18 protein-coding genes are annotated in these 26,113 nt (G+C 36.8%); 7 read left to right on the top strand and 11 right to left on the bottom strand.

Features of this window, described 5'->3' with window-relative positions; all coding sequences use genetic code 11:
• Positions 1–4: 4 nt before the first annotated feature.
• Together flhA and PHV22_RS00990 are read left to right on the top strand one after the other, a co-directional pair.
• Complete coding sequence (gene flhA, locus PHV22_RS00995; RefSeq protein ID WP_295021502.1) at positions 5–2,176, top strand: flagellar biosynthesis protein FlhA; 2,172 nt, start codon at positions 5–7, stop codon at positions 2,174–2,176.
• Positions 2,177–2,184: 8 nt separating this feature from the next.
• Positions 2,185–3,264: a phosphoesterase gene (locus PHV22_RS00990; protein WP_295021504.1), complete on the top strand. Its 1,080-nt coding sequence runs from the start codon at positions 2,185–2,187 to the stop codon at positions 3,262–3,264.
• Between the two features lie 53 nt (positions 3,265–3,317).
• Here PHV22_RS00990 and PHV22_RS00985 read toward each other — a convergent pair whose 3' ends face one another.
• The 8 genes from PHV22_RS00985 to PHV22_RS00950 all read right to left on the bottom strand — a co-directional run bounded on the left by PHV22_RS00985 (position 3,318) and on the right by PHV22_RS00950 (position 14,316).
• Complete coding sequence (locus tag PHV22_RS00985; RefSeq protein WP_295021506.1) at positions 3,318–4,721, bottom strand: N-acetylmuramoyl-L-alanine amidase; 1,404 nt, start codon at positions 4,719–4,721, stop codon at positions 3,318–3,320.
• A 6-nt stretch (positions 4,722–4,727) separates the two neighbouring features.
• Complete coding sequence (locus PHV22_RS00980; RefSeq protein WP_295021507.1) at positions 4,728–5,819, bottom strand: nitronate monooxygenase; 1,092 nt, start codon at positions 5,817–5,819, stop codon at positions 4,728–4,730.
• Positions 5,819–7,018 carry a tyrosine--tRNA ligase gene (gene tyrS / locus PHV22_RS00975; RefSeq protein WP_295021509.1) on the bottom strand — a complete coding sequence of 400 codons (1,200 nt, stop codon included), beginning with the start codon at positions 7,016–7,018 and terminating at the stop codon, positions 5,819–5,821. Before tyrS ends, PHV22_RS00980 begins: the two co-directional genes overlap by 1 nt.
• Before the next feature lie 24 nt (positions 7,019–7,042).
• Positions 7,043–9,190, bottom strand: coding sequence for a RelA/SpoT family protein (locus PHV22_RS00970; RefSeq protein ID WP_295021583.1), 2,148 nt, complete (start codon positions 9,188–9,190; stop codon positions 7,043–7,045).
• A 9-nt stretch (positions 9,191–9,199) separates the two neighbouring features.
• Positions 9,200–9,418 carry a DNA-directed RNA polymerase subunit omega gene (locus PHV22_RS00965; protein ID WP_295021510.1) on the bottom strand — a complete coding sequence of 73 codons (219 nt, stop codon included), beginning with the start codon at positions 9,416–9,418 and terminating at the stop codon, positions 9,200–9,202.
• 111 nt (positions 9,419–9,529) lie between these two features.
• Positions 9,530–10,240 (bottom strand): UMP kinase, encoded by a 711-nt coding sequence (pyrH, locus tag PHV22_RS00960; RefSeq protein WP_295021511.1) that lies wholly within the window; start codon positions 10,238–10,240, stop codon positions 9,530–9,532.
• Positions 10,241–10,347: 107 nt separating this feature from the next.
• Positions 10,348–12,255 (bottom strand): ferredoxin--nitrite reductase, encoded by a 1,908-nt coding sequence (locus PHV22_RS00955; RefSeq protein ID WP_295021513.1) that lies wholly within the window; start codon positions 12,253–12,255, stop codon positions 10,348–10,350.
• 72 nt (positions 12,256–12,327) lie between these two features.
• Entirely contained in the window at positions 12,328–14,316 is a 1,989-nt protein-coding gene (locus PHV22_RS00950; RefSeq protein ID WP_295021515.1) for a molybdopterin oxidoreductase family protein, read from the bottom strand.
• Positions 14,317–14,488: 172 nt separating this feature from the next.
• On the opposite strand from PHV22_RS00950, the gene PHV22_RS00945 reads away from it, so the two are divergent.
• The 5 genes from PHV22_RS00945 (at position 14,489) to PHV22_RS00925 (ending at position 20,514) form a co-directional block, all read left to right on the top strand.
• A complete protein-coding gene (locus PHV22_RS00945) occupies positions 14,489–15,769 on the top strand; it encodes a nitrate/nitrite transporter (protein WP_295021517.1) in 1,281 nt (426 codons plus the stop codon).
• Complete coding sequence (locus PHV22_RS00940; protein WP_295021518.1) at positions 15,769–17,388, top strand: bifunctional protein-serine/threonine kinase/phosphatase; 1,620 nt, start codon at positions 15,769–15,771, stop codon at positions 17,386–17,388. The genes PHV22_RS00945 and PHV22_RS00940 overlap by 1 nt, the downstream gene beginning before the upstream one ends.
• Before the next feature lie 179 nt (positions 17,389–17,567).
• Entirely contained in the window at positions 17,568–18,161 is a 594-nt protein-coding gene (locus tag PHV22_RS00935) for a cytochrome C oxidase subunit II (protein WP_299945164.1), read from the top strand.
• Positions 18,158–19,795 (top strand): cbb3-type cytochrome c oxidase subunit I, encoded by a 1,638-nt coding sequence (locus PHV22_RS00930; protein ID WP_295021522.1) that lies wholly within the window; start codon positions 18,158–18,160, stop codon positions 19,793–19,795. Before PHV22_RS00935 ends, PHV22_RS00930 begins: the two co-directional genes overlap by 4 nt.
• A gap of 122 nt (positions 19,796–19,917) precedes the next feature.
• Entirely contained in the window at positions 19,918–20,514 is a 597-nt protein-coding gene (locus tag PHV22_RS00925; protein WP_295021523.1) for a hypothetical protein, read from the top strand.
• Between the two features lie 42 nt (positions 20,515–20,556).
• Here PHV22_RS00925 and PHV22_RS00920 read toward each other — a convergent pair whose 3' ends face one another.
• Genes PHV22_RS00920 through PHV22_RS00910 form a run of 3 tightly spaced genes read right to left on the bottom strand, consistent with a single transcriptional unit; the run spans position 20,557 to position 26,076 of the window.
• Positions 20,557–21,876: a TolC family protein gene (locus PHV22_RS00920; protein ID WP_299945160.1), complete on the bottom strand. Its 1,320-nt coding sequence runs from the start codon at positions 21,874–21,876 to the stop codon at positions 20,557–20,559.
• Positions 21,877–21,884: 8 nt separating this feature from the next.
• Positions 21,885–22,964 carry an efflux RND transporter periplasmic adaptor subunit gene (locus PHV22_RS00915; RefSeq protein ID WP_295021526.1) on the bottom strand — a complete coding sequence of 360 codons (1,080 nt, stop codon included), beginning with the start codon at positions 22,962–22,964 and terminating at the stop codon, positions 21,885–21,887.
• Position 22,965: 1 nt separating this feature from the next.
• Positions 22,966–26,076, bottom strand: a complete 3,111-nt coding sequence (locus tag PHV22_RS00910; RefSeq protein WP_295021528.1) for an efflux RND transporter permease subunit — start codon at positions 26,074–26,076, stop codon at positions 22,966–22,968.
• Positions 26,077–26,113: the final 37 nt, after the last annotated feature.

Raw genomic sequence — 26,113 nt, 5'->3', positions numbered from 1 at the left:
TAAATTGGCAAAAAAACTCACAACCAAACAGCAAGTCGGAACAGCCTTAAACTTTCTACTTGGGCAAAAAGATTTAAGTGTAGTTGCTTTCGTAATGGCTATTTTAGCCATTATTATTGTCCCTCTACCATCTTGGATGCTAGATTTTCTTCTTACTATTTCTATCGCCGTAGCTGTTTTAGTTCTTCTTATTTCACTATATATTCCAAAACCAACTGACTTAACAACATTTCCAACTCTCATCCTTATCATAACGCTCTTTAGGCTCTCGTTAAATGTTGCTACAACAAGATTGATATTAAGCAAAGGAAGTGAAGGACCTGAAGCCGTTAGTGATATTATTAGCAGTTTTGGTAACTTTGTTGTTGGTGGAAATTTTGTAATTGGTATTATTATCTTCTCCATATTAGTCCTTATTAATTTTATGGTTATCACAAAGGGCTCAACAAGGGTTGCGGAAGTTGCTGCTCGTTTTACACTTGACTCGATGCCTGGTAAACAAATGGCTGTTGATGCCGATTTAAATGCTGGACTTATTGATGACGCAACAGCAAAAAAAAGAAGAGCTGAAATCCTTCAAGATGCCAACTTCTACGGAGCAATGGATGGATCTAGTAAGTTTGTAAAAGGTGATGCAGTTGCTGGCATTATCATTACTCTTATCAATATTATTGGTGGATTTTTAGTTGGTGTCTTTCAACACAATATGAGCATGGCTGATAGCGCATCCACATTTACACTTCTAACTATCGGTGATGGTTTGGTTGCACAAATCCCTGCGCTAATCATCTCTACTGCAACTGGTATTATGATTACTCGCTCATCTGGTGAGGGCGACAACTTCGCTGAGGGTGCAATCAACCAGATAATGGGTAACGCAAAAACCATGATGATTGTTGGTTTCATTATGATTTTGTTCGCACTAGTTCCTGGACTCCCTACTATATCTATGGGTCTTGTCGGTATCATCTTTGCTGGTCTTGGCTGGTCTTTATATAAATTTGAAAAAGGCGAGTTTGGCATACTTGATACTGCTAACAAGATGTCCTCAAAATCAAAAGATCAACAATCAGGCGAACAGGCTCCTCAAAAGTTCAAAAGAACAAACGAAGAGATTGCACAAGATGAACAAAATGCACTTGAAGATATACTTAAAGTTGAGATGCTTGAATTAACCCTTGGTTACCAACTCATTCGTTTAGCTGATGAGCATCAAGGTGGCGATTTATTAGAGAGAATTCGCTCTATGAGAAGAAAGATAGCTTCAGATTTTGGTTTCTTAATGCCACAAGTACGCATAAGAGACAACCTCCATCTAAAACCACAACAGTATCAAATACTCTTAAAGGGTATCTCTATCGGTGAGGGAGAGATAAAACCAGATAAGTTTTTAGCGATGGACAGTGGTATGGCAACTGGGGAGATTAATGGAGAGCCAACAAAAGAACCAGCTTTTGGACTTGATGCATTCTGGATAAATCCTGAGCAAAAAGAGGATGCCATCATAAATGGATATACAGTTGTTGACCCCGCAACTGTTATCTCAACACATATGAGCGAGCTTGTCAAAAGAAATGCGGAAGATCTACTTACTCGTCAAGAGATTCAGACTATCATCAATAAAATCAAAGTTGACTTTCCTGTTATTGTTGATGACTTACTAAAAGTGGCTTCTATTGGGCTAATTCAAAGAGTTCTAAAAGCTCTTTTACATGAGAAAATTCCGCTTAAAGATATGCTAAGCATACTTGAAACCATAGCAGACATAGCAGAGTACACAAAAAATGTAGATATTATCACAGAACAAGTACGAGCAAAACTCTCTCGCATTATTACAAAACTCTACACCGGTGAAGATAAAATCGTACGACTTCTCACATTTGACACGGCATCAGAACAACTTATGCTTGAAAAATCCAAAGAGATAGATGGAAGAAGAACCCTCATGCTTAATGTTGCAGAGATTAACGCCCTCATACAAGCAACAAGTGCAAAAGCAGCAGAGCTTCTACAAAAAGGAATCTCTCCAGTTATAGTTATTGTTGATCCACAACTACGCAGAGGAATTGCTGAGATTTTTGAAAGATTTTCTCTTGATATCGTAACACTTTCGCATGCAGAGATAGACTCAAGCGCCTCTTTTGAGGTTATGGGTTCAATCTCTATAAAAATTTAAGGAAAAAAATGAACACTAAAACCATCCACCATCTATCACATACCGATCTTGACGGCTACAGTTGTCAACTGGTTATGAAACAGACTCCATATAAATTGTTTAATTACAATGCAAACTATGGTGCGGAAGTGAAACAGACACTTGAATTAATCGTAGAAAATATTACAAAAAGTACCGTAGATGCAACTATCCTTATAACTGATTTAAATCTCACTGCGGATGAGTCAAGATGGCTTGACAATGAAGTAAATAAGCTAAAAGAGAATAAAAGAGATATTACACTTCTGCTTCTTGATCACCATGGAAGCGGCGAGGATAGTGCAAAAAAATACAGTTGGTACAACCTTGATACATCAAGATGTGCTACAAAAATGACATATGATTATGCAAAAGAGAATTTTGAATTTAATGAGCCCACTTGGATGGAAAAGTTTGTAAATATCGTAAATGCTGTTGACTTATGGAAAATGGAGGAGACGGAGAACTTTGAATATGGAAAAGTTTGTATGCGTCTTATATCTGAAGCCAGAGAGCTCAATAAAATTATGTTTGCAGATGACGACAACAACTATAAAATCTCGCTTCTTATGGCATCAACAAAATATATTGATAATGAAAATGCAAACATTACTTTGGATGAAAATATTCACAATCTTAAAAAAGGATTTTTTAGAGATGGGAACAATGACACACTGGATAATCTTGCAACAAAATATATTGTTAAACTTCTAGGTGAGGCAAGAAGTGAAAAAACAATCTACTATAAAGGCTATAGAGGCTTTTTAAGCTACGGTGTTGGAAATACATCAATAGTTGGAAATGGTTTTTTACTTGGGTATCCAGAGTATGATTTCATAGTAGATGTAAGCTACCGTGGAACTATGAGTTTTAGAGCAAACAACAAAGTAAGCGTTTCACAAATATCAAAAGAGTGGGTAGATGGAGGAGGACATCCAAATGCTTCTGGAGGGCGAATTATAGGCTTTAAAGAGCAGTATCGCTACGATAAAGTAAAGAAGCAGATTGAGAGTCTTATAAATGAAAAAGAGGCTGTTGCAGGGGATTTGGAGTATAAAAAAGAGGCTTAAGCTTCATTTTTATACTCTACACAAAGGGGAATTGTCAGTTTAAATGCACAACATCAGTTATTGGCGAAATACCTCTCAACCCCATCTGCCATACCTTTTGCCATTGTTTGCTGGTATTTCAAATCAACCAATCTTGTTGCCTCCGTTGGATTTGTTATAAAACCAACCTCTATTAGAACCGATGGCATAGATGCTCCAACCAAAACCCAAAATGGTCCCTCTCTAACTCCACCATCAACTACACCATCGTATTTTGATTTAAGAGCGCCGAGCATTCCTCTTTGCAGGTCGATTGCTAGTTTATTTGAAGCCAAAATATTATGATGGTTAACTAGGCTTAAAATACTATCTTTTGCATACATATTCATATCACTAATATCTGCCGAGTTCTCCTTGGAGGCAATTCTCTTAGCTCTGTCTGAGCGAGATGGAGAGAGGAAAAAACACTCTATTCCATTCACTGATTCAGAACTCTCTTTACCGACAGCATTTGCATGCACACTGATAAAAAGGTCTGCTCCCTTATCATTTGCCAATCTAGTTCTACCACTTAATTTTACAAAAACATCACTGTCTCTCGTCATATACACCGTGTATCCACGAGATTTTAGAATTTTATTTAACTCTTGAGCAATACTAAAAACAACATCTTTTTCTCTATATTTATTATATCCAATAGCCCCCGGATCTGTACCGCCATGACCAGCATCAATCATTATGGTTTTTGTTCTATCAGTTCTTTTTGGTGGCAAACTAGCGTTTCTCGCCTCTTCGACTGAGTTTGCTTGCAGATTAATGATAAGTTTTTCGGATTCAAGAGAGTGTTCTATCTCTATTTTTGTACTATTTTCTATCACTATCCTTATAGAGTCAGAGCCATTTTGTGCAAACTTAATCTTATCTATGCCATTTTTTTTGATAATTTGTGACTTTATTAAAGCCGATGAAGATATATCAAAAACATATTTATATAGATTTTTCTTTGGGTTGTGAAGTGTAAAATAGTGAACTTCATTCTCTTTGAGCTCTCTATCAAATGTTAAAATAAGTTTAGACTCCACCCATTCGGTGCCAACCAAGCTGTTTAATGATCTGTTCCAAATATCATCTTGCTTTTTAGTTTTAGTTTCATCGAACGCTGCTGTTGCTATCTCTTTTGATTGTTTAAAATTTACCTGTTTTGGTGTTTTGTTTTTTAACTCATCTGAATATTGTGAAACATCTATATCTAAAAGGGTTCCACTTTTGACTATCCCTTTTAGTGAACTACTCTCTAGCTTTGAATCGCCAGACATAACGGCACGAAGATACATATCTTTATAGCTATCATATGCTCTAAATTGATCACTCTTACTTGTACTTCTTAAAAGTCTATCTGCTTTTTTTAGTGACGCTTCATCACTAAGAGCATAAAGGGCTATATAGAAAATAAAAAAAATAGAGAGTAAACGAATCATATTGAATTATTCACCATCTATAAGTTTATCCATCAGCTCTTTTACTGAAATAATTTTGTCAATTTTGTATCCGTTTGTGCCAGAGAAAAAGAGTCCTGTTTCAAGATTCCCTTCAAAGGCATCGCTTAGCCTATCTGCTATACAAAAACCAACCTCTTTTGCTTCTACTCCACGATTACAAGGAGCAACGCAATTTGATATACATTTTATCGCTGGACCTTCTCGCTTTTCTACTAGTCTTGTGAGATTAGTTCTAACACCCTGTGCCGGATAGCCAACAGGTGAAGCCATAAGCACAATGTCCTCTTTTTTTGCATCTATTAGAACCTGCTTCATATTTTCATGAGCATCGCACTCGTGAGTTGCAATAAAGCGAGTCCCCATCTGAACGCCTTTTGCACCTAGTGAGAGCATCTCTTCTATATCTTTTTTATCCCAAATTCCACCAGCTGCAATAACTGGGATATTTCCCCATAGTGCAGCCTCTGCAACAACAGGTGCAACAAGATTTTCTAATTGATTTTCAGGCATTGAGCACTGTTCATAGGTAAATCCCTGATGTCCGCCGCTCTTTGGACCTTCAAGAACTACTGCATCTGGAAGCCTGCCATATCTCATCTGCCATCTTTTGCAGATAATCTTAAGCGCTTTCGCAGACGAAACAATAGGAACAAGTGCTACATCTGGGTAACCTTCCGTAAACTCTGGCATATTTGTAGGAAGTCCTGCTCCAGTTATGATAATATCAATCCCAGATTCACAAGCATCTCTAACAACGCGCCCATAATCAGTTATAGCATATAAAATATTTGCTGCTAGTGGTTTATCATCACAAACTTTTCTTGCATTTTTTATAATAGCATCAAAACCCTCTCTTGAGTAAAAACCGAGCGAATCAAGAGGTCTTCCCGATACTAATTTTGAAGCATGTATTTTGTTTTCATAATAGCCGGTTCCAACAGCGCTAATAACGCCAAGACCACCCTCTTTTGAAACATTTCCGGCAAGTTTATCCCAACTAATGCCAACACCCATACCACCTTGAACAATCGGTTTCTGTATAGTGTGCTTACCTATTTTTAATGGTTCAAAACTCATTAATCTACCTTCAATTTTGCAAATTTTCTTTTTCCAACTTGAAGAATATACTCTCCAGCCACCAATTGTAACTGTTCGTCTAATATCTTCTCTTGATTTATTTTAACAGCACCTTGCTTAATATCTCTTCTTGCTTGTGAAGTAGATGGTTCCATACCACAATCTACTAAGGCTTTAGCTACCCAAACTTCACCCTTACAACTAAACTCTTCTATATCTGTTGGAACTTCATGATTTGAGTGCACTTTTTCAAATTCAGCTTTTGCACTGTTGGCTAACTCTTGTGAGTGAAATCTAGCAGTTATCTCTAGAGCTAAATTCTCTTTAACTGTTTTTGGATGCAGAGTTGTATCTTCTACACCTTTTTTTAAGAGCTCAATCTCTTGCAATGTTTTTGCACTAAGAAGCTCATAATATCTCCACATTAACTCATCAGATATACTTAAAATCTTCCCAAACATATCATTTGGCTCATCAGCAACTCCAATATAGTTATTTAAAGATTTACTCATCTTTTGAACGCCATCTAAACCCTCTAAAATAGGCATCATAAGCACGGCTTGCTCTTTACCTATCTCATAAGCCCTTTGAAGATGACGACCCATTAAAAGATTAAATTTCTGGTCTGTTCCGCCTATCTCGATATCGCTCGCCAGATGCACACTATCATAGCCCTGCAAAAGCGGATATATGAACTCGCTTATAGCGATAGAAGTACCGCTTTTATATCTTTTATCAAAATCATCTCTCTCTAACATTCTCGCTACATTAAAAGTAGTTGTTAGAGACAACATTCCAGTTGCTCCAAGAGCATTTATCCACTGAGAGTTAAAAACAATCTCCGTCTTAGAAGCATCAAGAATTTTAAAAACTTGATCCTTATAACTCTTTGCATTCTCTTGTATTTGAGAGGCACTTAGTGTTTTTCTTGTTACGTTTTTTCCTGTTGGATCACCAATTTGTGCTGTAAAATCACCTATTAAAAACTGAATCTTTGCTCCATACTTCTGAAAAGCTGCTAGTTTTTGCAAAAGAACCGTGTGACCTAAATGCAAATCTGGCGCAGTTGGATCAAACCCAGCCTTAACAGTGTAGCTTTTACCATCTTTAAAATATGCTTCTAGCAACTTTTCAATCCTAGCATCATCAATGATTTCGGCACTTCCTCTTCGTATCTCTTTTAGGGCAACTTGTAACATATTCTATATTTTCCTATTTTAATTTTATTTATAAGCATCATCAGTTCTGATAAGATGTATAACTTTTATTTTTTGCTCAATCTTAACACGCAGCGCGTTAATATCCGCTTCTTTTGACTCAAAGCCTATCTCACAAAATTTTGTTGACTCACTTTTGTTTTTACCAAGTTCTATTAAATTTATATCTATTTTTAGTTTTGCTAAAAAATTTAGAAATTCAGCTAAAGTCCCTACTCCACTATGAAGCGAAACTATCATATTATAGTTATATGTATTTGTCTTTTCCCATCTCACAAAAACCATTGGCTCTTTTGCTTCAACTTTTTTTATTGCTGTTTTACACATTTTATGATGAACATGCGCTTTTCCTTTCTCTAAAAAAGCCATTACTTCATCTCCGTTCTTTGGATGGCAACAGTAGTCAAAAACAACATCGCTTATATGCGAAGTGCTGTATATTTCTAAATCTCTAAGATTGAATTGTCTTAGTTTAAATCTATGTTTAGACAAGAACCCCTTAAAGCGACTATTTTGCCTTATTTCTGAAATATACTTGTTAATAACCTCATGAAAGTGGTCAATATCCACAGGAATCATTGCTCTTTTTTCGCAATTGCTCTCTTCAAACCACTCTTCAACTCTTGAGTTATTTAGATTCATGGCCGTTGCTAAAATATTTACACTAGATTTTAAATCTATATCCTTAACCCTAGCATTACACATATGCTTCATATTTGTTTTTGCTTTAGATGTCTTGACTGCATCAATCCAACTACATCTTGTTATTGGTTTATCTGAGAGCTCTATTTTTACAATGTCTCCATTTTGCAACTCTGCAAGAAGTGATGTTTTAGTTTTATTTACTAATGCAGCTTTTGCATTGTCTCCAACTTCCGTATGAACCGCATATGCAAAATCGAGAACGACAGCACCACGAGGCAGTGTATAAACCTTACCCTTAGGAGAGAAAACAGATATATCTTCACTGTAGAGATCATTTTTGATAAGATCATAAAAATCTTCGACGGACTCATTTTGATATCCTAGATTATTAAGCCAATCTAGTTTTATATTATTATTTCCACCATTTTTATATTTCCAGTGAGCAGCAACGCCAAGTTCTGCAGTATTGTGCATCTCATAGGTTCGTATTTGAACTTCAATAATCGCTGCATTATAAAAGACCGTCGTATGAATTGTTTTATAGCCATTATCTTTTGGAACTGCTATATAATCTTTAAATCTTGAGGAGAGTGGTTGGAAGTTTAGATGAATCAAGCCTAGAATGTTATAGCATTTAACTGCGTCTGTTGTTAAGATTCTAACAGCTAAGAGATCTAAAACCTCCTCTATTCCAACACCTTTTCTTTGCATTTTCAGATAGATAGAGTATTTATGTTTTACACGCGAGAGTATTTCGAAATCTTCCTCGCAAAAACCATTTTGAATAAGGATTTTGTTAATCAACTCCTTAAATTCACTTAGTCTCATCTCAATAGCGTGGTAATGTGACTCAAAATAGTTATCAATATTTTGCTTTTCTTCTTTAAAAAGGTATGAAAAACTCAAATCTTCTAATATATTTTTTAAAAAAGAGATACCCAATCTATGAGCTATTGGAGCATAAACCACAAGTGTTTCTTCTGCTATTCGTTGCTGTTTTTGCTCAGAGAGAGCGTCTAGAGTTAACATATTGTGAAGTCTGTCACAAAGCTTCACGACCAGAACTCTTACATCCTCGGTACTAGCAAGAAGCATTTTTCTAAAAGAGAGCGCTGAGACAACTAGCTTTTCGTTAGAGCTAGATGAGATTAACTCTATATCTCTTATGCTATCTATTTTTGTAAGCCCCTCAACCAGGTGAGCAACATCGCTTCCAAAAACAGAATTTACTTCGTCTATGGATATCTCTGTATCTTCTACTACATCATGAAGGAGAGCAGCAATAGCCATAGCTTCATCATTTGTAATTGATGCAACAATACTTGCCACCAGTATTGGATGAACAATATATGGCTGACCACTTTTGCGAAACTGATTTTGATGAGCTTTTTTTGAGTACTCTAAAGCATTTTTAAGAGCATCACTTTGTGGAATCTGTAAAAAAAGATAGTTGATTGCTGAGTCAACATCTTGGAGATGCTTGACCGTCTCTATATCAATTTGACTCAGGGTAGATCCTTATTCAGATATATTTATAAAACCTTTGACTTTTACAAGACCTTCCGCCATTTCCATTAAAGCCAAATCTGATGCCTTTATATTTTTTGAAGCACTAAGCTTACTTATTGCACCATTTAAAAGTTCATCCGTTCTCTTTGCTATTGCGATTGCCAACTGGTATCTATCTATGTTTGGATTATCATTTAAAATCTTTGCTGTTAATACTTCTACTTTCATACTGTTTTCCCTTAATTTTATTTTATAAAATGAAGGGAATCCCCTCATTTGATTTGAACGCTCAAAGGAACTCGTCCTTTTGAGCTACTTAAATAACTTTATTTTTAATCTCTACCTAACTATCGAGCAATTTTGTGTATTGCCGTTTATGATGTCTAGTAAGTTACCTTTTTTAAACATATCACAAACTATAATTGGTAGGGAGTTGTCTTTTGCCAAGGCGATTGAAGTGTCATCCATTACTTTGATGTGATCGCTCATTGCATCATCGTATGTTAAAACATTCATTTTTTTAGCATCTGGAAATTTATTTGGATCTCTATCATAAACACCATCGACTTTTGTAGCTTTTATAATAACCTCTGCACCAATCTCTACAGCTCTTAGTGTTGCAGCCGTATCTGTTGTGAAAAATGGGTTTCCAGTTCCTGCTGCAAAAATTACAACACGGCCTTTTTCCAAATGACGAACTGCGCGACGATTGATGTACGGTTCAGCTATCTGTTCCATCTTTATGGCTGTTTGCATACGAACTTGAAGTCCTACATGCTCGCAAGCTTCTTGTACTGCAACGCCGTTTATAACTGTTGCCAACATTCCCATATAGTCACCAGAAGTTCTCTTGATGATTCCATCTTGAGCCGCTGTTACTCCGCGAATAATGTTGCCACCACCCACAACAATCCCTACCTCTATGCCTGCATTTACGAGTGATTTTATCTCTAAAGAGATATAGTTTAGAATCTGCATGTCGATTCCATGACCCGCCTCACCAGCAAGTGCTTCACCTGAAAACTTAACCAATACCCGTTTGTTAGCCATACAATTCCTTTGTATCAATTACGCGAATGATACTTAAAACTCTCTTTGATATTGCTTTGAAGAAATCTCCTGACTTGCGAGTAGCACTAAAAAATAAAAAAGAAGTTCTAATCCAGTGATATAAAAGAGACAATTTCCGAGAAAACAACCGCTCTATTGGACTCTTTAGTGTCTAAGATTCTCTCACAAAGCAGAGCAAGATTTTCATCTATATTTGGTGCTAAGGAGCGAATATTTTGAAGTTTCTCATTTTTAAGAGTGTTTGTAAATCTATCATATGCCGAGTAAGCCTCTTGTTGTGAGAGTTTATAGTAAAGCTTTCTGCCTATCTCAAAGAGTTCAAACTCCTCATTTTTTCCGCTGTTTACTCTCTCGCTAAAACCTATCTCTATATCTATTTTTCGCTCTCTCAAATAAGCACCAAGTTTCATTAAAAAGCCTATTGCAGAGGGTGTGTAGAGTTTTAGAACTCTCTCATTAAATAGTTCAAAACTCTCATCTCTGTTTTTTAATCTTTTATACTCAAGCATAAGTGTCTCTACATAAAAGTTGGCATATCTAAGCGGAGCGGATTTTATGACGCTGTATCCCTCAAGCCCCTCACTTGTTATTTTTCCACCCAAAGAGATGTGCACACCGCTTTCCATTTCATTGCCAATTTTTACTTTACAACCCTCAAATCCTATATCTCCAAGCCCATGCAGACCACATCCTTTTACACATCCAGACCAGTACATTCTTATTCTTGCATCACTTAGCGGTACAGCTTTTTCAAGATACTCCGCCATACTTAACGCATCGCTCTTGTTCTCTATAACTCCAAACGAGCAATGCTGTGAACCTGCGCAGGCGATTAGATGGTTTTTGTATGGCGAATCTACACTTTTGTATTTTTGAAATATCTTCTCTTGCAAAAGAGCATCATAATCCACAACCCCAAATATGTAGATGCTCTGCTCTATATCAAAATGAATTTCACCATTTCCAAATTTCTCGCTTGTGCGTGAGACTTCTATCAGATCACTTCCGCTAAATATTCCAGCAGGGACAATCATATGAACTCCAAAAGTTCCATCACGCAGTTGTACTTTTCCGTGATCTGGATCATTAAAATCAAGCTTTGTCATAGTCTCACCAGCACCCAAAAACTGAATCCCAGCATTTTCTCTTATTGCGCTACTTATCTCTTGCATTCCAACGGCTTCTATCAAAAATGAGAGTCTGTTTTTATTTCTATTATCTCTAAAACCAAATCTTCTAAAAATATCCGTCAGTGCGCTGTATGCGAACTTTACTTGGTTTGGAAGTAAAAAAATATCTGCACTTTTTGCAACTCTTCCAACTTTTCCGCCGAGATACATGTTGTAGCCATAGATACCATTTTTTTGAGCTAACACAAAACAGCAATCATGACTAAAAGCGTTACATCTGTTTGAGATTGAGCCTGTAATTGAAGTGTTAAACTTTCTTGGAAGTGCACTTATCCACTCATAATTATGTAAAAAAGTGCTCTCGAGCTCTTTGAGCAGCAAAAATGATGGTAAAACATTGTCAAATCCACGACTATCAAGTGGATCTGTTACTATGTTTCTAAAGTTATCCACGCCAGTCTGATAAGAGCTTATACCAACAGCTCTCATCTTCTCAAAAATTAGCGGTATGTTTTTTATATCTATAAAGCGAAACTCTATCTGCGCTCTTGTGGTTATGTCTATGTAATCATCTCCGAACTCTTTTGCAATCTCACCTAAAACTTTTGCTTGAGCTGCATTTAGATATCCACCGGTTATACGAACTCGTATCATAAACTTTTTTGGTGTTTGTGAGTCTTTATCATAAATTCCAAAACATTTCAAAAAGTAGCTCTTATCCTCCTCTAAAATTGAGTCATAACCATTTTTTGCATACTGCTCCAGCATCTCAAAAGCCTCTTTTGGAGTTCTAAGCGCTTTTATCTCTTCTATTTTATTTACTTTTTTTGCTCTTGCGTCATAAGCTTTTTGTAACTCTTGCATCGTAACTCCGATCTCTATCGAATATAGTCACAATTTTATCAGCTACAAAAACTATAGTAGGCAATTTATTGATTATTTTTTATACACAACTTCAATATTCACTGCACTATGGTTGTAATCCGGTTGCAGTGACTCAGGATCTAGTAGATTATTTGTAAGATAGTTCACATCGCTGTTGCTAATTGGGATAAAAATTTCTCCTTCTCTTACACTAGAGCTGACAAGTGCGCTAGTTGTTAAAGAGCCTCTTATGGATGACACTATTAGCTTATCACCATCTCTTATACTCATTCTAGTTGCGTCTCGTGGGCTTATTTCACAAAAATTAAGTGCTTTATACTTCATCAAAGATGTCACATTTGCGGACTTTGTTCCACTATGCCACTGATCTCTTGTTCTTCCAGTTAGAAGTAAAAACGGGTACTCATCAGTTGTTGCTTCACTGAGATTTAGATTTTGGACAAAAAAGAGGTTTCCTTTTTTTGAGGGAGTGAGAAAATCTTTAATCTTCTCTCCCCAAACAAATGGCTTATTTGAGAGTTCATCATAAGAAGCTTCGCTCATATCCATATAGCTGTTAAGTTTACTCATCTGCTGATACTCTTCAAATATCTCTTTTGGATTTTTATAGTCAAACTCTTTTTTATAGCCTAACTCTTGGGCTAAGTGCATAAAAATCTCCCAATCTGCTTTGATATTTTTAAATGTTTTACCGAGTTTTTGCTGTTTAGTGATTGTTCTATCCAAGTTTGTTTGAGTCCCCTCTTTCTCGCCCCACGGAGTTGCTGGAATCCTTATATGTGCAAACTCTGAGGTTTGAGAATTGTCATATGCGTTTATCTCTACAACCAATGGGATTCTTTTTATAAGAGTCTCATTTTTATTTCTGTTTGGAAGATGATAGATTGGATCCGTGTGACAGATAATGAGAACATCAAAATCACCCTCTAACATCTGGGTTGCACAGACTCCTGCTTTGTTATCTATATTTTTTGTATGCCAAAATTTTGATACTTTTTCTATACTCTGCTCATCAAAACCAAGATGAACACCAAGCATGGTTGAGAGTCCTCCGACTTCTCTTCCACCCATTGCATTGGGCTGACCTGTAAGACTAAGGGGACCGTTTCCTTGTTTGAAAATCTTACCGCTGAGAAGGTGTGTGTTTATAAGCGAGAGGTTTTTATCTACGCCTTGAGATGACTGGTTTATCCCCATCGTCCACGCTGTGATAATGTTTTGACTCTCTTTGTATAGAGAAAAAAACTCTTCAAACTGCTTATTCGTTAAACCGCAACCATTGAGCATATCTTCACTTTTCAAAGATAAAAGCCCATCTTTTAGGGCTTCAAAGCCATTTAATTTGTTTTTTACAAACTCTTTGTCATACAGCTCTTCTTCAATTAACCTCTTAGATATAAGATTAAAAAAATCTATATCACCACCAACTTTTATGGGCAGATAAATATCCGCACTCTTAGCGCTCTCTGTAAATCTAGGGTCAACAACTACAACACGCAGTCCATCTTTTTTTGCTTTTTTTATCTTATTATGAAAGATTACATGAGATTCCGCCGTGTTTGCTCCTGCTAAAATAAGCAAATTTGCACTAAAAATATCATTCATCCTAAGAGGAACAAAATCCGCACCAATACTCTTTTTGTAACCAACAACAGCGCTTGCCATACATGTACGACTGTTTGTATCTACGCTGTTTGTACCGATAAACCCTTTTGCAAGTTTGTTTGCTATGTAATAATCCTCTGTGAGCAACTGCCCAGAAAGATAGAATGCGACCCTCTCTTTTGGAGTACTTTTAATCTTCGCTGCAATAGTAGATATGCACTCTTCATATGAAGAGACTCTAAACTCATCATCGATACTTTTACGAATCAGTGGGGATGTAAATCTCGAATCAAGTCCCATGCTACTCAGTTGTGATGCACCCTTTAGGCAAAGAGTGCCTTTGTTGATTGGATGAGATGAGTTTCCGCTGAGTTTGTCGCTCTCATATTCGACACCGCAACCGACACCGCAGTAACCACACACAGACTTAATCATAATAGTTCCTCTTATATTTTTATTAAAAAAATTATAGGATAAATCATTTTAAATATATAAAGATTACTGATTAATATTTATGCAATTCATCTGATTAATTTTTAATCAATAATTTTAAATATTGGCACTATTTTGTCACTATAATTTTCTCATCAAAAAACAGGAGGTTACTATGGCAGGGTTTAGCGCATTAAGAGGACAAGGGCATTGGCCCACACTTTTAGCAGCATTTTTATATTTTGATTTTAGTTTTATGGTCTGGACAATGCTTGGACCATTATCTAGTGAGATAGCGGAATCTTTGGCGGTTGGCGGATTTTTAATCAGTGAGACGCAAAAAGCCACACTGCTTTCTATTCCTGTATTAGCAGGGGCTATTCTTCGTATAGTTTTAGGTTTTGGAGTTGATAAATTTGGTGCTAAAAAAACTGCTTTATCTTCTCAGCTTATAGTTATCTTGGTTCTATTTTACGCTTATTTTAAAGGTAGTAACATTACTTATGAGGAGCTTTTAGCGGTTGCTCTTGGTCTTGGTTTTGCAGGTGCATCTTTTGCGGTGGCTCTTCCTCAGGCTGGACAGTGGTATCCCCCAAAACTTCAAGGAGTTGTTTTAGGAATCGCTGGAGCTGGAAACATCGGAGTTGTTATAGACTTTTTGTTTGCACCTAAAATTGCTCAAATTTGGGGATGGGAAAGCGTATTTTTAGTGGGCGCTGTTTTATCTAGTATTATCTTTGTAACATATCTTTTTATAGCAAAAGACGCTCCGGCAGAAGTTTATACACCGCGTCCAAAAAAATTGCGTGATTATGGTAAACTCCTTAAAGATAGAGACACATGGTGGTTCAACCTATTTTATGCAGTAAGTTTTGGCGGTTTTGTGGGATTTGCCGGATATATGAAAGTCTATCTGATGAACACTTATCAAGCCGATATGAGCGCTTTTGGATTAGATATGTTAAATGAGGAAAATGTCAAAGTAACTGCTGGTTATTTTGGAGCTTTATGTATCTTTGCAGGGGCAGTGCTTCGCCCAGTTGGTGGTGCAATTGCAGACAAGTTTGGTGGAGTAAAATCACTATATATATTTTTTGGTTTAGTTCTTGCTTTTGCACTCTTAAATGCTTTTTTGGTTTTACCTTTTGGATTTGCGATCTTGATTTTGTTTCTTATTATGGCAAATCTTGGAATGGCAAACGGTGCTGTTTTTCAGCTTGTACCTCAAAGATTCGGTAAAGACATAGGTATTATGACTGGGCTAGTTGGTGCTGCTGGCGGGTTTGGAGGAACTTTTCTTATAAATGCTTTTGGATGGAGCAAAGAGATTTTTGGCGGATACAAAGAGGGTTTTATGATATTTGCAATCATAGTTTTTATAGCAATTCTTGGTATTAGTTTAGTAAAAACAAGATGGAGAACAACATGGGGCGTAAATGCAGGTGGTAGAATCTAATGCAAGAGATTAAACACTCTGCATTTGGTCTTGCTAAAGGCAGAGATTTAACTAGTGATGATTTTTACGCCATTAACTCAAATGCACAAACAACTATCGCCATCATCTGCGATGGCGTTGGAAGCGCTGAAGCTGGTGGCAGAGCAGCACAAAGAGTATCGAGCTACTTATCCAATAACTTTAAAATACGCCCTAAAACTTGGAGTATAGAAAAATCTGTACGAACTTTCATAGCTTCAATAAATACAATTTTATATCAAGAGAGTATTGAAAATTATGAGAGAAGCGAACTGCTAACCACTCTTGCATTGGTTGTAATAGAGGGAGATAGACTTTATGGTGCAAATGTTGGCGACAGCAGAGTTTATCTTCACAGAGGCGGTGTTTTAAAGCAGTTATCTTATGACCACATAGAGCAAGAAAAAAGCCACATTCTAACTCAAGCCATTGGTGCACAAGATAGTATTGAGCCATTTTACTTTGAAAATATCTTAGAGCAAAACGATAAGATACTTCTTTGCAGTGATGGACTCTACAATACTCTCTCGTATGAGTACATACAGAAAAACTTGCATCTTGGAGCTCACTATTTAGTAAAAGAGGCAAGTTATTTAACAAGCGACAATTTAGCAGATGACACGACAGCCCTTGTTATTGAGATAGTAAAAAAGAGTGAATTTAACACTCTAAAGATGCAAAAAGTTAGTATCGCACAAAATCTTCAAGCTAAAAATATCATAGATGGATACACGCTTGAGGTCTCACTAAATGAGAACACTTGGGAAGCTTACAAAAAAACAAAAAAATATATACTAAAATTTGCGCCTGAAGTTGCACTTGAAGATGAGAAAATACTAGATCTCTTCATAAAAGAGGCTTGGAATGCAAAAAGATTAAAAGCTCCATTTTTCCCAAAAACAGTTATTCCAAAAAAGAGAACTCATAGATACTATGTCATGCAAAAGATTGAGGGGCAAAATCTTCACGAAATACTACATGAGCAACCTCTTAGAATAGATGATGCGCTAAAACTTTGTGATGTATTACTGAAAATGTCCACTTACCTTTTAAAATACGATCTTGTTCACGGCGATATAAAACCTCACAACATCATGCTTGTAGCAAATGGGCAAAATGTGGAATTTAAGATAGTGGATTTTGGTTTAACAACTGAGATTTTTTCTACAAACTCTAAAGCAGGAACACCCAGTTTTTTATCTCCTGAGAGATTTTTAAATGAGGCAATAAGTGAATCAAGCGAGATTTTCTCTATCGGCATTACACTCTACTATGCTCTTACTAAAAAGTATCCTTATGGAGAGATAGAGCCCTTTCAAACACCTTCATTTAAAGAGGCAAAAAAGCCAAGTTTCTACAATCAAAACATACCGCACTGGTTAGATAGCATCATCTTGCGCTCAATCGCACTTGACAAAGAGCAGAGATATGCACACTACTCTGAGATGGCTTATGAATTAAAAAATCCTCAAAAAGTGGTACCCTATTTTTCAAAAAATATCTCTCTTATCAAACAGCATGAAGTTTTCTTCTACAAACTCTCTTTCATAACCATGACAATCATAAATATAGCCCTGCTTATCTGGATAAATTCAAAATAAAATAACTCAGTTTTATATAAATTTATCTATTTTCTTAAAAAAATATTATTATCTGCATTTTATATTCAAATTAATGATTAAATTATATACAACTAGTTGGTACTAAAAATAATATTTTTTGATAAAGTTTTGCTGTTAATTTTTTAATTAAGAAAACTTTAAATACAAAAGGAGAAAAAATGACAGATTCAGTTGATGTGTTAAACATGCTAAAGCTTGTTTATACCCTATATACTTTAGCCGTTATTTCGCTTATTGGTTGGTTTTCACTTGGAGTTGTAAATCCAGAAGGAAAACCCAACATAGTAAAATCATCCATATTTTATGGTTATGTAGGAGCATTAATTACCGTCGGTGTGGCTATTCACATCTTAACATTTAACAAAATTCCATGGGTTGAGATTGACTTTAAAAGAAGCTCAATCACTCCCGCGCAAGTTGTTAATGTAACAATCGAGGATCATAAATTTATATTACCTAGCCCAAAAATAGATATAAAATGTAATGAATTTGTACTTTTTAATGTTGTCTCAAACGACCTAACCTACGGCTTTGGTATCTTTAGACAAAACAGCTCAATGGTAACACAGATGCAAGTTGTTCCAGGAAGCAAAAACGACCTTATGTGGAAATTTGGTAAAAACGGCGTTTATGACCTAAGATCTACTGAATACTCCGGACCAAAAGGTGCACATATGTTTGTCAAAGATGTTTTTGAAGTATCAGGATGCAGCGAAGATGACAAACATTCACAAAAAGGGGAAGTTAAATGAGCTTTTTAAAAACTTTAATACATGGACACGAAGGCGGACTCAAAACTGATGGCTTAACACCGACCCAAAAAGTAACTCTTAGAGCTGTAATTATTGGAGTTTTATACTACGGTTTATCTGCACTGGAGGGGATGATGATGAGAGCTCATGCAATCTCACCTCTTCCTATGCTAGACGATGCGCATTATTTTTCCGTACTAACGGTTCATCCGATTGTTGGAATATTTGGCTCAACATATTTGATTGTTTTTGGAGCATTTACGTTTCTTGTGCCTTATTTAATGAAAAAACCACTCTATAGCATCAAGCTTGCAAATGCTACTTGGATACTAATTGCTGTTGGTACACTTTCATCTTGGCTTGGTGGATTCTTGTTTCACTATGCTCCGCTATATACGCTTTATTGGCCATTGCCTGTGGACTTTAAACAGTTTGATGCAGTTGGCGGACTTGTTTTTATAAGTGGTATTGCACTTATTATGCTTGGAACTTTAGGTTTTATCTACAACATATTTGCAACAGTTTTTTATACTGAAGATGGACATGAAAAAAGAGCAATTAAACCTCTGCTTATTTCGGCACTCGGTATTGACGGTATGCTAAACATTCTTTACAAATTAACAGGCAGAGAGCCATACGCAAAAGAGCCGGCAGTTGCACTTCCTGTTGTTGCTATCTTTCGAGGAACGATTGATACTTTCTTAGATGCGCTTGTTATTTTGACTTGTGGAATTTTGATTTTAGTTTACATCGTTGGTGATTTATCTGGTGTTTCTATGAGCTATTCAGCAGTAAATGCTCTTTTATACAAAAACTTTTTCTGGTGGGGACTTGACCTTATTGCTGATGGTTTAGTGCTTATTTATATAGCAGGTTCTTGGTATCTTTTAGCAATGCTCATCACTGGCAAAAAGCTTTTTATGCAAAATATCGCAAGAGCTGCGCTTTTGCTTGAGCTGATTGTTTCATGGGCTGTTTGGTCACATCACCTATTGGCTGATCAAGGTCAATACAACATGATGAAACTTGTAAGTGGAGAAATGGTAACTGCATTTGAACTTGTAACTCAAGGGATTGCAATTTTTATCACTTTAGTTACTCTTTGGAGCGCTAGACCTCTTAAGATGACAAACGAGTTAAAGTTCCTCTTAGCTGGTATTTTAGGCTTTATGCTGGCTGTTCCTGCTGGAATTATTCAAGCAGATATGGGACTTAACAGAATATTACACAACACTCAATGGGTAGCAGGTCCTCACTTTCATGTGGCGATTTTGGTTGGACTTACTATGACGCTATATAGTGCCATCTATATACTATGGCCAACACTTACAAACGAGGTAAAACTTTATAGTCAAAAACTAGCAAATTACCACTTCTGGGCACATCTAATCGGTGGAATCGGAATGGGTGCATTTATGGGAATGGCTGCAATGGACGGCGCTCTTAGACGAACACTCTATATGAATGGAGAGTTTCAAACTTATATGATATTGGCGGGCATTTGTGGGCTTCTTCTGCTATCTGCTTGGGTTGTATTTCTAGTAAATGTTTTGATGAGCATCGGACTGCAAGGTCTTCTTGGCATATTTAGCAAATCAAAACTACAAACAAAAGATTTGATTCCAGAAGCTTAAAACTGCTTCTGAAATCACATAAAGGAGTCAAAATGACTCCTCTCGCCAAAGGCGAAGCTTTAGTGACTGAATATAATTTGGACGAGTTCAAATTATATGAGATTTATTAGTAGGAGTTTAAAATGGTAAATATTAAAAAAACATCAGAACAGATTTTATATGATGGACTCTACAACACTCTACTTTTTGAGATGAGAGAGAGACTCTCAACTAAAAATATCAGCATTGATATGATTATGGCTCTACTAAAAGAAGATCCATCGTTTATTCAAGAGTACAAAGAGATCAACAGACACAGTGAGCTATCAAGCGTTCAAGTAAAAAAACTAATCATCAAAAACGAAGACAGCAGCGAGACAAAAGAGTTTAAAAAAGATATAAATGAAAAAGTACAGATACTAAGAAATCTTGAAAATTTTGAAGTTGACTCAAAAAACAGTGCCTACTCCATCTGGATCGGAAGTCTTGGAGTAATGGTTCTCTTCACTGCTCACAATCTTATAGCGCTTTTTACGGAACTATACACAACTCACACTTTTTTGGTTTACTCTCTTTATGCTCTTATACTTGCTGTTACATACTATGGATACGCTAAAATGAAAAAGAATCATGACAATCAACATGAGCTGTATAAAAAAGTATATTCATCTGCGAAGGAGATGATTGAGAGAGGATTGCACGACTCATATTTTTCTTATGATGAAATCTATGAGAAATGATTTGCTTTAAATATCTAAAAAATCGCTATTAAATGATAACTTTTATAGCGTCTCCCCTTTTGCAACTCTTAGAGCAAACTGTGCTTTGTTGTAATTATTGATAGTTTTAAAATAATCAATTTTGGCTTGCATATAAATTTGCTGTACCTGAAAAACTTCAAAAGGTTTAACAGTGCCGAGCTTCTGGCGTTCTATACTCTGATTCAGTGCTTCTGCCGTCAATTCAAGTGCCTCTTTGGCAAGAATAATCTGCTCTCTACCGACTAAAAGCTGCTGTTTTGCATCATCAATCTCTTGCTTAATCTCTCGTTTTAGCTGTTTGGATTTGAGCATCTGCGACTTAATCTCAACATCACATAACTGAACCTCTCCGCTGGAAACCAATCTCTCTAAAGGAATTTTCCACATCAATGAAGCACTTAATCCAGTCGTAGGATATAGCTGTTTTGCACCATGATTTGGGCTTGCGTTGACAATATCACCACTCAAACCTCCAAAATATGATGTGTACATATCAACTGAGAGTTCTGGCAACCAAAGCCCATTGGTTATATTTTTTTTCTGCTCTTTAGTAGCACTGATAGTAGACTCAATGGCTTTAATCTCAAATCTATTTTCATAAGCAGACTCTTCGCCAAAAGGTGTTATTGCCTCAAACTCAAGCGGTATAGAAAATTTCTCGCTACTCATTAAAACTATATCTAAATCCAAATCAAGAAGTTTAGCTAGTTCGTTTGATTTTAGCTTGTAAGCATTTTGGCTATTTAGTACCTCTAGTTTAAAGTAAGTGTGATTACTTTTGGCAAGTAGCAGTTCAGATTGATATCGCAAGCCAACCTGTACTTGAATATCAATTTGTTGCATAATTTCTTTAGATTGAGCAACTAAATCAGCATAAGCCTGCATCTTAAGCTGTTCACCCAGCATATCATAGTAGGCATTTATGCACTTAAGTAAAGTTTTGTTTCTCTGTGCTTGTGTGTCATAAGAGCTTGCTTTTGCCCTAAGTTGTGCCGCTTTTGTTTTATACTTTGCATCGGCGAAGTTTAACGCAACATTGGCTCCAACGCCTCCCCAAAGATTTTCATTGGAAACATCAGTAAAAAAAGCTCCATTTGCGCCCATACTTGCACCCCAAACCTGCTGAGTTTTTACCCCTGTATAGAGTTTGGGGTACCACCACTCCCCAGCACGAGTAAAATTAGCATTAGCTGCCTCCTGTTTTTGCTGAAACTCTTTAATAGTTAAATTATTTGCACCTGCTAGTTCTAAAACATTTTGCAAATTAATTGGCATTGCCTCTTGCGCTTGAAGAACTCCCGCCAAAAGTGTTACTATGATGCTATTTTTTATCTTTTTCATATGACTATCTACTTATCTTGAATCAGTTTTGTTTTAACACTCGTGCCATCTGAACACAACTCTTTTCCCTGAACAACAATCTCATCACCAACACTCACTGCTCCATTTAAAATTTCAGTATATTTCTCATCATGAACCCCTGTTTTTACCGGGATCTTATGTACAATGCCTTTGGTTACAACAAAAACATAGGACTCTCCTTTTAAATTCCCGATTGCTTCGTTTACAAGTGAGAGGGTATCTTTAAACCCACCTCGTTCAAAGCTTGCTTTTGCGTACATTCCTGGACGAATTTTACGATTTGGATTAGGAATGTCAAACTGTATCTCCATGGTTCTTGTGGCAGGGTTGAGACTAAAACCTGTTCGCAAAACCAGAGCTTTTAGTTTTTGATCCGGAAGTTCAGGAAACTCAACTGTAGCTCTGCTACCTTTTGTAAGCAAAGCAACATCTGTTTCTGGAACCTCTACACTTAAGCGAACCGGGTTGACATCTTGAATCTCAAATATCGGTGTGGCACTTGCACTGCTTAGACCGCTTTGCAAAATTGCACCTTTATCTACAAAACGGTTAGTTATAACTCCAGAAAATGGGGCTCGTACCGTCAGATAACCAAGTTGTACTTCGACACTTTTAAGCTGTGCCTTTAGGCTCTCGTACTCCACCTCGGCATTTTCTACATCAATTACAGTAGTGAGCTGTGGTGTTTTTGCATAAATACTTTTAAGTCTCTCGTAAAGTGCCTGTTTCCCCTTTAGTTCAGCTTGGAGTTTAGATTTTTGGCTTAAAAGTTCAGGATTATCAAGCAGAGCTACAATTTGACCGTTTGATACTGCGTCCCCTATATCGGCACGAATCTCTTTGAGATAACCGTTACTCATAGCAAATATCTTAACCTGCTGATTTGGTTTTGTGACGCCAGAAATGGCAAGAAGAGTATTAAATTGGTGATTTTGTGGATGAGCTACTAAAACTGTCGCCATTTTTTCTTGGGTGCTTTGTATACTTTTTTGTCTCTCCTCACTTTTGCATCCGCCAAAAATGAGAAGTGCAAGAGATGGAATCAGAAAATATTTAAACGCTGTCATATTAATTTCCTTGGGTATGCGATTTTTTATGAAAAAGATAAAATAAAATTGGAACAACAAAGAGTGAAAGTACGGTAGCTGCACCGACTCCTCCGATAATAGCACGAGCAAGCGGGATATTTGCTTCTGCCCCCGTTTCGTATCCTATCGCCATCGGCAACAGTGCTAAAATAGCAACGATTGCTGTCATTGTGATAGGACGGAAACGGTTGGCTACTCCCTCCAAAATTGCATCTTTGAGCGGTTTGCCATCTTTATAAAGATTGTTTATTTTATCAACTAGCAGATTGCTATATGCGACATTAATTCCCACCATCATAATGATTCCCATCATAGACTGGATATTAAGATAAGTGGAAGTGAAATATAACATCGCAACAACACCGATTAACCCCAAAGGAATAACAGAGATGATAATTAGAGGCAATTTAAATGATCTTAGCAGTGGCACAATTACTAAATAAACCATAATAGTTGCCAACACCAAACCAAGCCCTAGATCTCTAAAACTCTCTTGCATACTCTGGATTTCGCCTTTAAACTCAATCTTGTATCCTTCAGGCAGATCTTTACGAAGCACTTTTAGTTTCTCTTCAATCTCTGCCGTTACAGAGGCAATATCTCTCTTCTCCACATTAGCATACACATCTGTTACTCTTTGGATATTGAGATGACTAATATCGTTTGGTGCCGATGTAATCGATGTTTTAGCAATATTTTTTAACTGTATAGCACTGTTTTTTCCGCTTGCAACAGCAATATTTTCAACCGCTATAGGGTCATTTAACTCCATCTCTGGATATGTAACACCAACAAAATAGTGGTTTCCGTTTTTTTGGTCAATCCAAAAAGATGGTTTAAAATTTACTGATGAGTTTAAAGCCGAGACGGTATTTTTAACAACGCTCTCTGCATCTACTCCAAGCATAGCCGATTTGGTTCTATCTATATCAACTTTTATCTCTGGATGATCATATCGCTGATGAATTCGGACATCTTGTGTTCCTTCTACATTTTGAACGATATTTCGTACCTTTACTGCAAACTCATGAGCTTTATAGAGGTCTTTACCTGAAATCTTAATATCAATTGGTGATGGCAACCCATAATTCAGAGCATTAGTGATAAGTCCTCCTGTATTAAAGATGAACTGCACACCAGGAAACGCCTCTTTTAGTTTTATGCGCAAACTTTTGACATAATCGGCGGTTTTGGTTGTACGGTTCTCATTCAATTGGATTGAGATAGTAGAATCTTGTGTTCCGGAATTAGTAGTATAAGCTGCTGGCCAATCATTTAAGACACCGATATTTGTTATGACAACCTTACTATCTTCCCCTATCTCTTTTTTGAGAAATTGCTCAATCTTTGTGATAGTCTGTTCCGTTTTCTCAATTCGTGTCCCCGTCTCCATTCGTACATCTATGGAGATTTGCCCCACATCCATATGTGGAAACAGCTCTTTGCCTATATTTTGGATACCCATCACAGAGATTAAAAACAGAAGTATGGCTCCGCTTAAAATAATCCAATGATGCCTCAATGCCCTCTCTACACCATGAACATAGCGGTGAGTTAACGAATAAATGGCTCTATCAAATTTTCCTAAAAATCCTCTAGGTCTCTCTTGTCCATTGTGATCGCTAAAGAGTGCCGCCGCCATAATAGGAATAAGTGTCATAGAGAAAAATCTTGAACCAATCATTGCGAGCGAGACGGCAATAGCCAAAGGAGTAAAGAGAAACTTTGATATACCTGTCAAAAATACAATTGGAAAAAAAACGATGATAATGCTCAAAGTAGTAACCAGTACCGGCAAAGATACCTCTTTGGCAGCGTCAAATGCCGCTTGAGCAGAATTTTTACCAAGTCGCAAATGTTTGTCAAAGTTCTCTAAAACAACAATACTATCATCAACAAGCAATCCAATTGCCAAAGCAATTCCGCCTAGCGTCATAGCATTGATAGTGTTGCCTGTAAAATACAATCCAATCAAAGCAACCATAATTGAGAGTGGGATACTAAGTGCCACAATAAAAGTTGAGCGAAAATTTCCAAGAAATAGAAGCAGCGCCACAGAAACTAAAGCCAATCCAATCAATCCCTCTTTCACCAATCCATCAATTGAGTGTCGAACATAGCTTGACTGATCCATCAACACTTCCATTTTTATGGAGTGGTCGAGCTTCTCTTTCATTTCAGGAAGTTTTGCTTTGACTGCTTCAACTGCTGCTATCGTATTGGCTCCAGGGCGTTTAAAAATAGGGAGATAAACTTGTCGTTTTCCATCTATATGTACGATGTTGGTCTGAATGGCTCCACTATCTTTAGCGTAACCGATATCTTTAAGAAAAATTGGAGAGTTGTTTGAACCCATCTTAATAACAATATTGTTAAAATCCTCAACTTTTGGAAGAATTCCATTTGCATTAACGCTGTAGTTCATCCCACCGATATTAATATCTCCAGTGGGAATCATGACATTATTTTTCTGAAGTGCTTCAAGAACATCAGTTTGTGAGAGGTTGTAGGCGCGAAGTTTATCAGGAAGAACATACAAAAAGATACGACGCAACTGTCCGCCATAAACTGCTGGGGCAATAATTCCCTTAACGGAACCAAGCTGTGCACGCAGATCAAAATAAGCAGTGTCGTATAGCTCTTTTTCACTTAGCTTATCACTGCTCACCGCTAAAAATGCCAAAGGAGTAGAAGCAGTTGGATCATAAGGCATAATCATAGAAGGAAGTGTTCCGGGTGGCAAAAAATACAAATCCGACATAGCTAAAGCCGAAATTTGCGCAAGTGCGGCACTAGGATCTGTATCTTCAGTAAAGTGGGTTCGAACAATACTAACACCGCCCATTGTTTTGCTCTCTTGTTTAGCAATACCATTAGCTTGACTTGTCCATCGCTCTAGTCGCATTGTAATATCTTTTTCCATCACCTCAGCTGGCATCCCCGGATAGAGAGTAAGTAGCTGTACAGCAGGTGTTTTGTAGCTCGGCAAGATATCAACAGGTATCCGTCCAATAATAACAGCAGTAACAACTGCAATCAACAGCGACAATACAATAATAAAATGTTTGTTTTTGAAGGCAAAACTTAACACATCGCACTCTTTTTGTAAGATTTTTGGGAACTTTACC

Origin of the sequence: Sulfurimonas sp. (assembly GCF_028713515.1) — a bacterium.
Taxonomy (GTDB): domain Bacteria; phylum Campylobacterota; class Campylobacteria; order Campylobacterales; family Sulfurimonadaceae; genus Sulfurimonas.
The sequence above is the reverse complement of the archived record's forward strand: the minus strand, read 5'-3'. Positions and strand labels throughout refer to the sequence as shown.

What these genes read in the sequence shown, in the direction of transcription:
- PHV22_RS00990 (WP_295021504.1), top strand. Translation starts at nt 2,185, where the DNA reads ATGAACACTAAAACCATCCACCATCTATCACATACCGATCTTGACGGC.
- PHV22_RS00985 (WP_295021506.1), bottom strand. Translation starts at nt 4,721, where the DNA reads ATGATTCGTTTACTCTCTATTTTTTTTATTTTCTATATAGCCCTTTAT.
- PHV22_RS00980 (WP_295021507.1), bottom strand. Translation starts at nt 5,819, where the DNA reads ATGAGTTTTGAACCATTAAAAATAGGTAAGCACACTATACAGAAACCG.
- tyrS (WP_295021509.1), bottom strand. Translation starts at nt 7,018, where the DNA reads ATGTTACAAGTTGCCCTAAAAGAGATACGAAGAGGAAGTGCCGAAATC.
- PHV22_RS00965 (WP_295021510.1), bottom strand. Translation starts at nt 9,418, where the DNA reads ATGAAAGTAGAAGTATTAACAGCAAAGATTTTAAATGATAATCCAAAC.
- pyrH (WP_295021511.1), bottom strand. Translation starts at nt 10,240, where the DNA reads ATGGCTAACAAACGGGTATTGGTTAAGTTTTCAGGTGAAGCACTTGCT.
- PHV22_RS00955 (WP_295021513.1), bottom strand. Translation starts at nt 12,255, where the DNA reads ATGCAAGAGTTACAAAAAGCTTATGACGCAAGAGCAAAAAAAGTAAAT.
- PHV22_RS00950 (WP_295021515.1), bottom strand. Translation starts at nt 14,316, where the DNA reads ATGATTAAGTCTGTGTGTGGTTACTGCGGTGTCGGTTGCGGTGTCGAA.
- PHV22_RS00945 (WP_295021517.1), top strand. Translation starts at nt 14,489, where the DNA reads ATGGCAGGGTTTAGCGCATTAAGAGGACAAGGGCATTGGCCCACACTT.
- PHV22_RS00940 (WP_295021518.1), top strand. Translation starts at nt 15,769, where the DNA reads ATGCAAGAGATTAAACACTCTGCATTTGGTCTTGCTAAAGGCAGAGAT.
- PHV22_RS00935 (WP_299945164.1), top strand. Translation starts at nt 17,568, where the DNA reads ATGACAGATTCAGTTGATGTGTTAAACATGCTAAAGCTTGTTTATACC.
- PHV22_RS00930 (WP_295021522.1), top strand. Translation starts at nt 18,158, where the DNA reads ATGAGCTTTTTAAAAACTTTAATACATGGACACGAAGGCGGACTCAAA.
- PHV22_RS00925 (WP_295021523.1), top strand. Translation starts at nt 19,918, where the DNA reads ATGGTAAATATTAAAAAAACATCAGAACAGATTTTATATGATGGACTC.
- PHV22_RS00920 (WP_299945160.1), bottom strand. Translation starts at nt 21,876, where the DNA reads ATGAAAAAGATAAAAAATAGCATCATAGTAACACTTTTGGCGGGAGTT.
- PHV22_RS00915 (WP_295021526.1), bottom strand. Translation starts at nt 22,964, where the DNA reads ATGACAGCGTTTAAATATTTTCTGATTCCATCTCTTGCACTTCTCATT.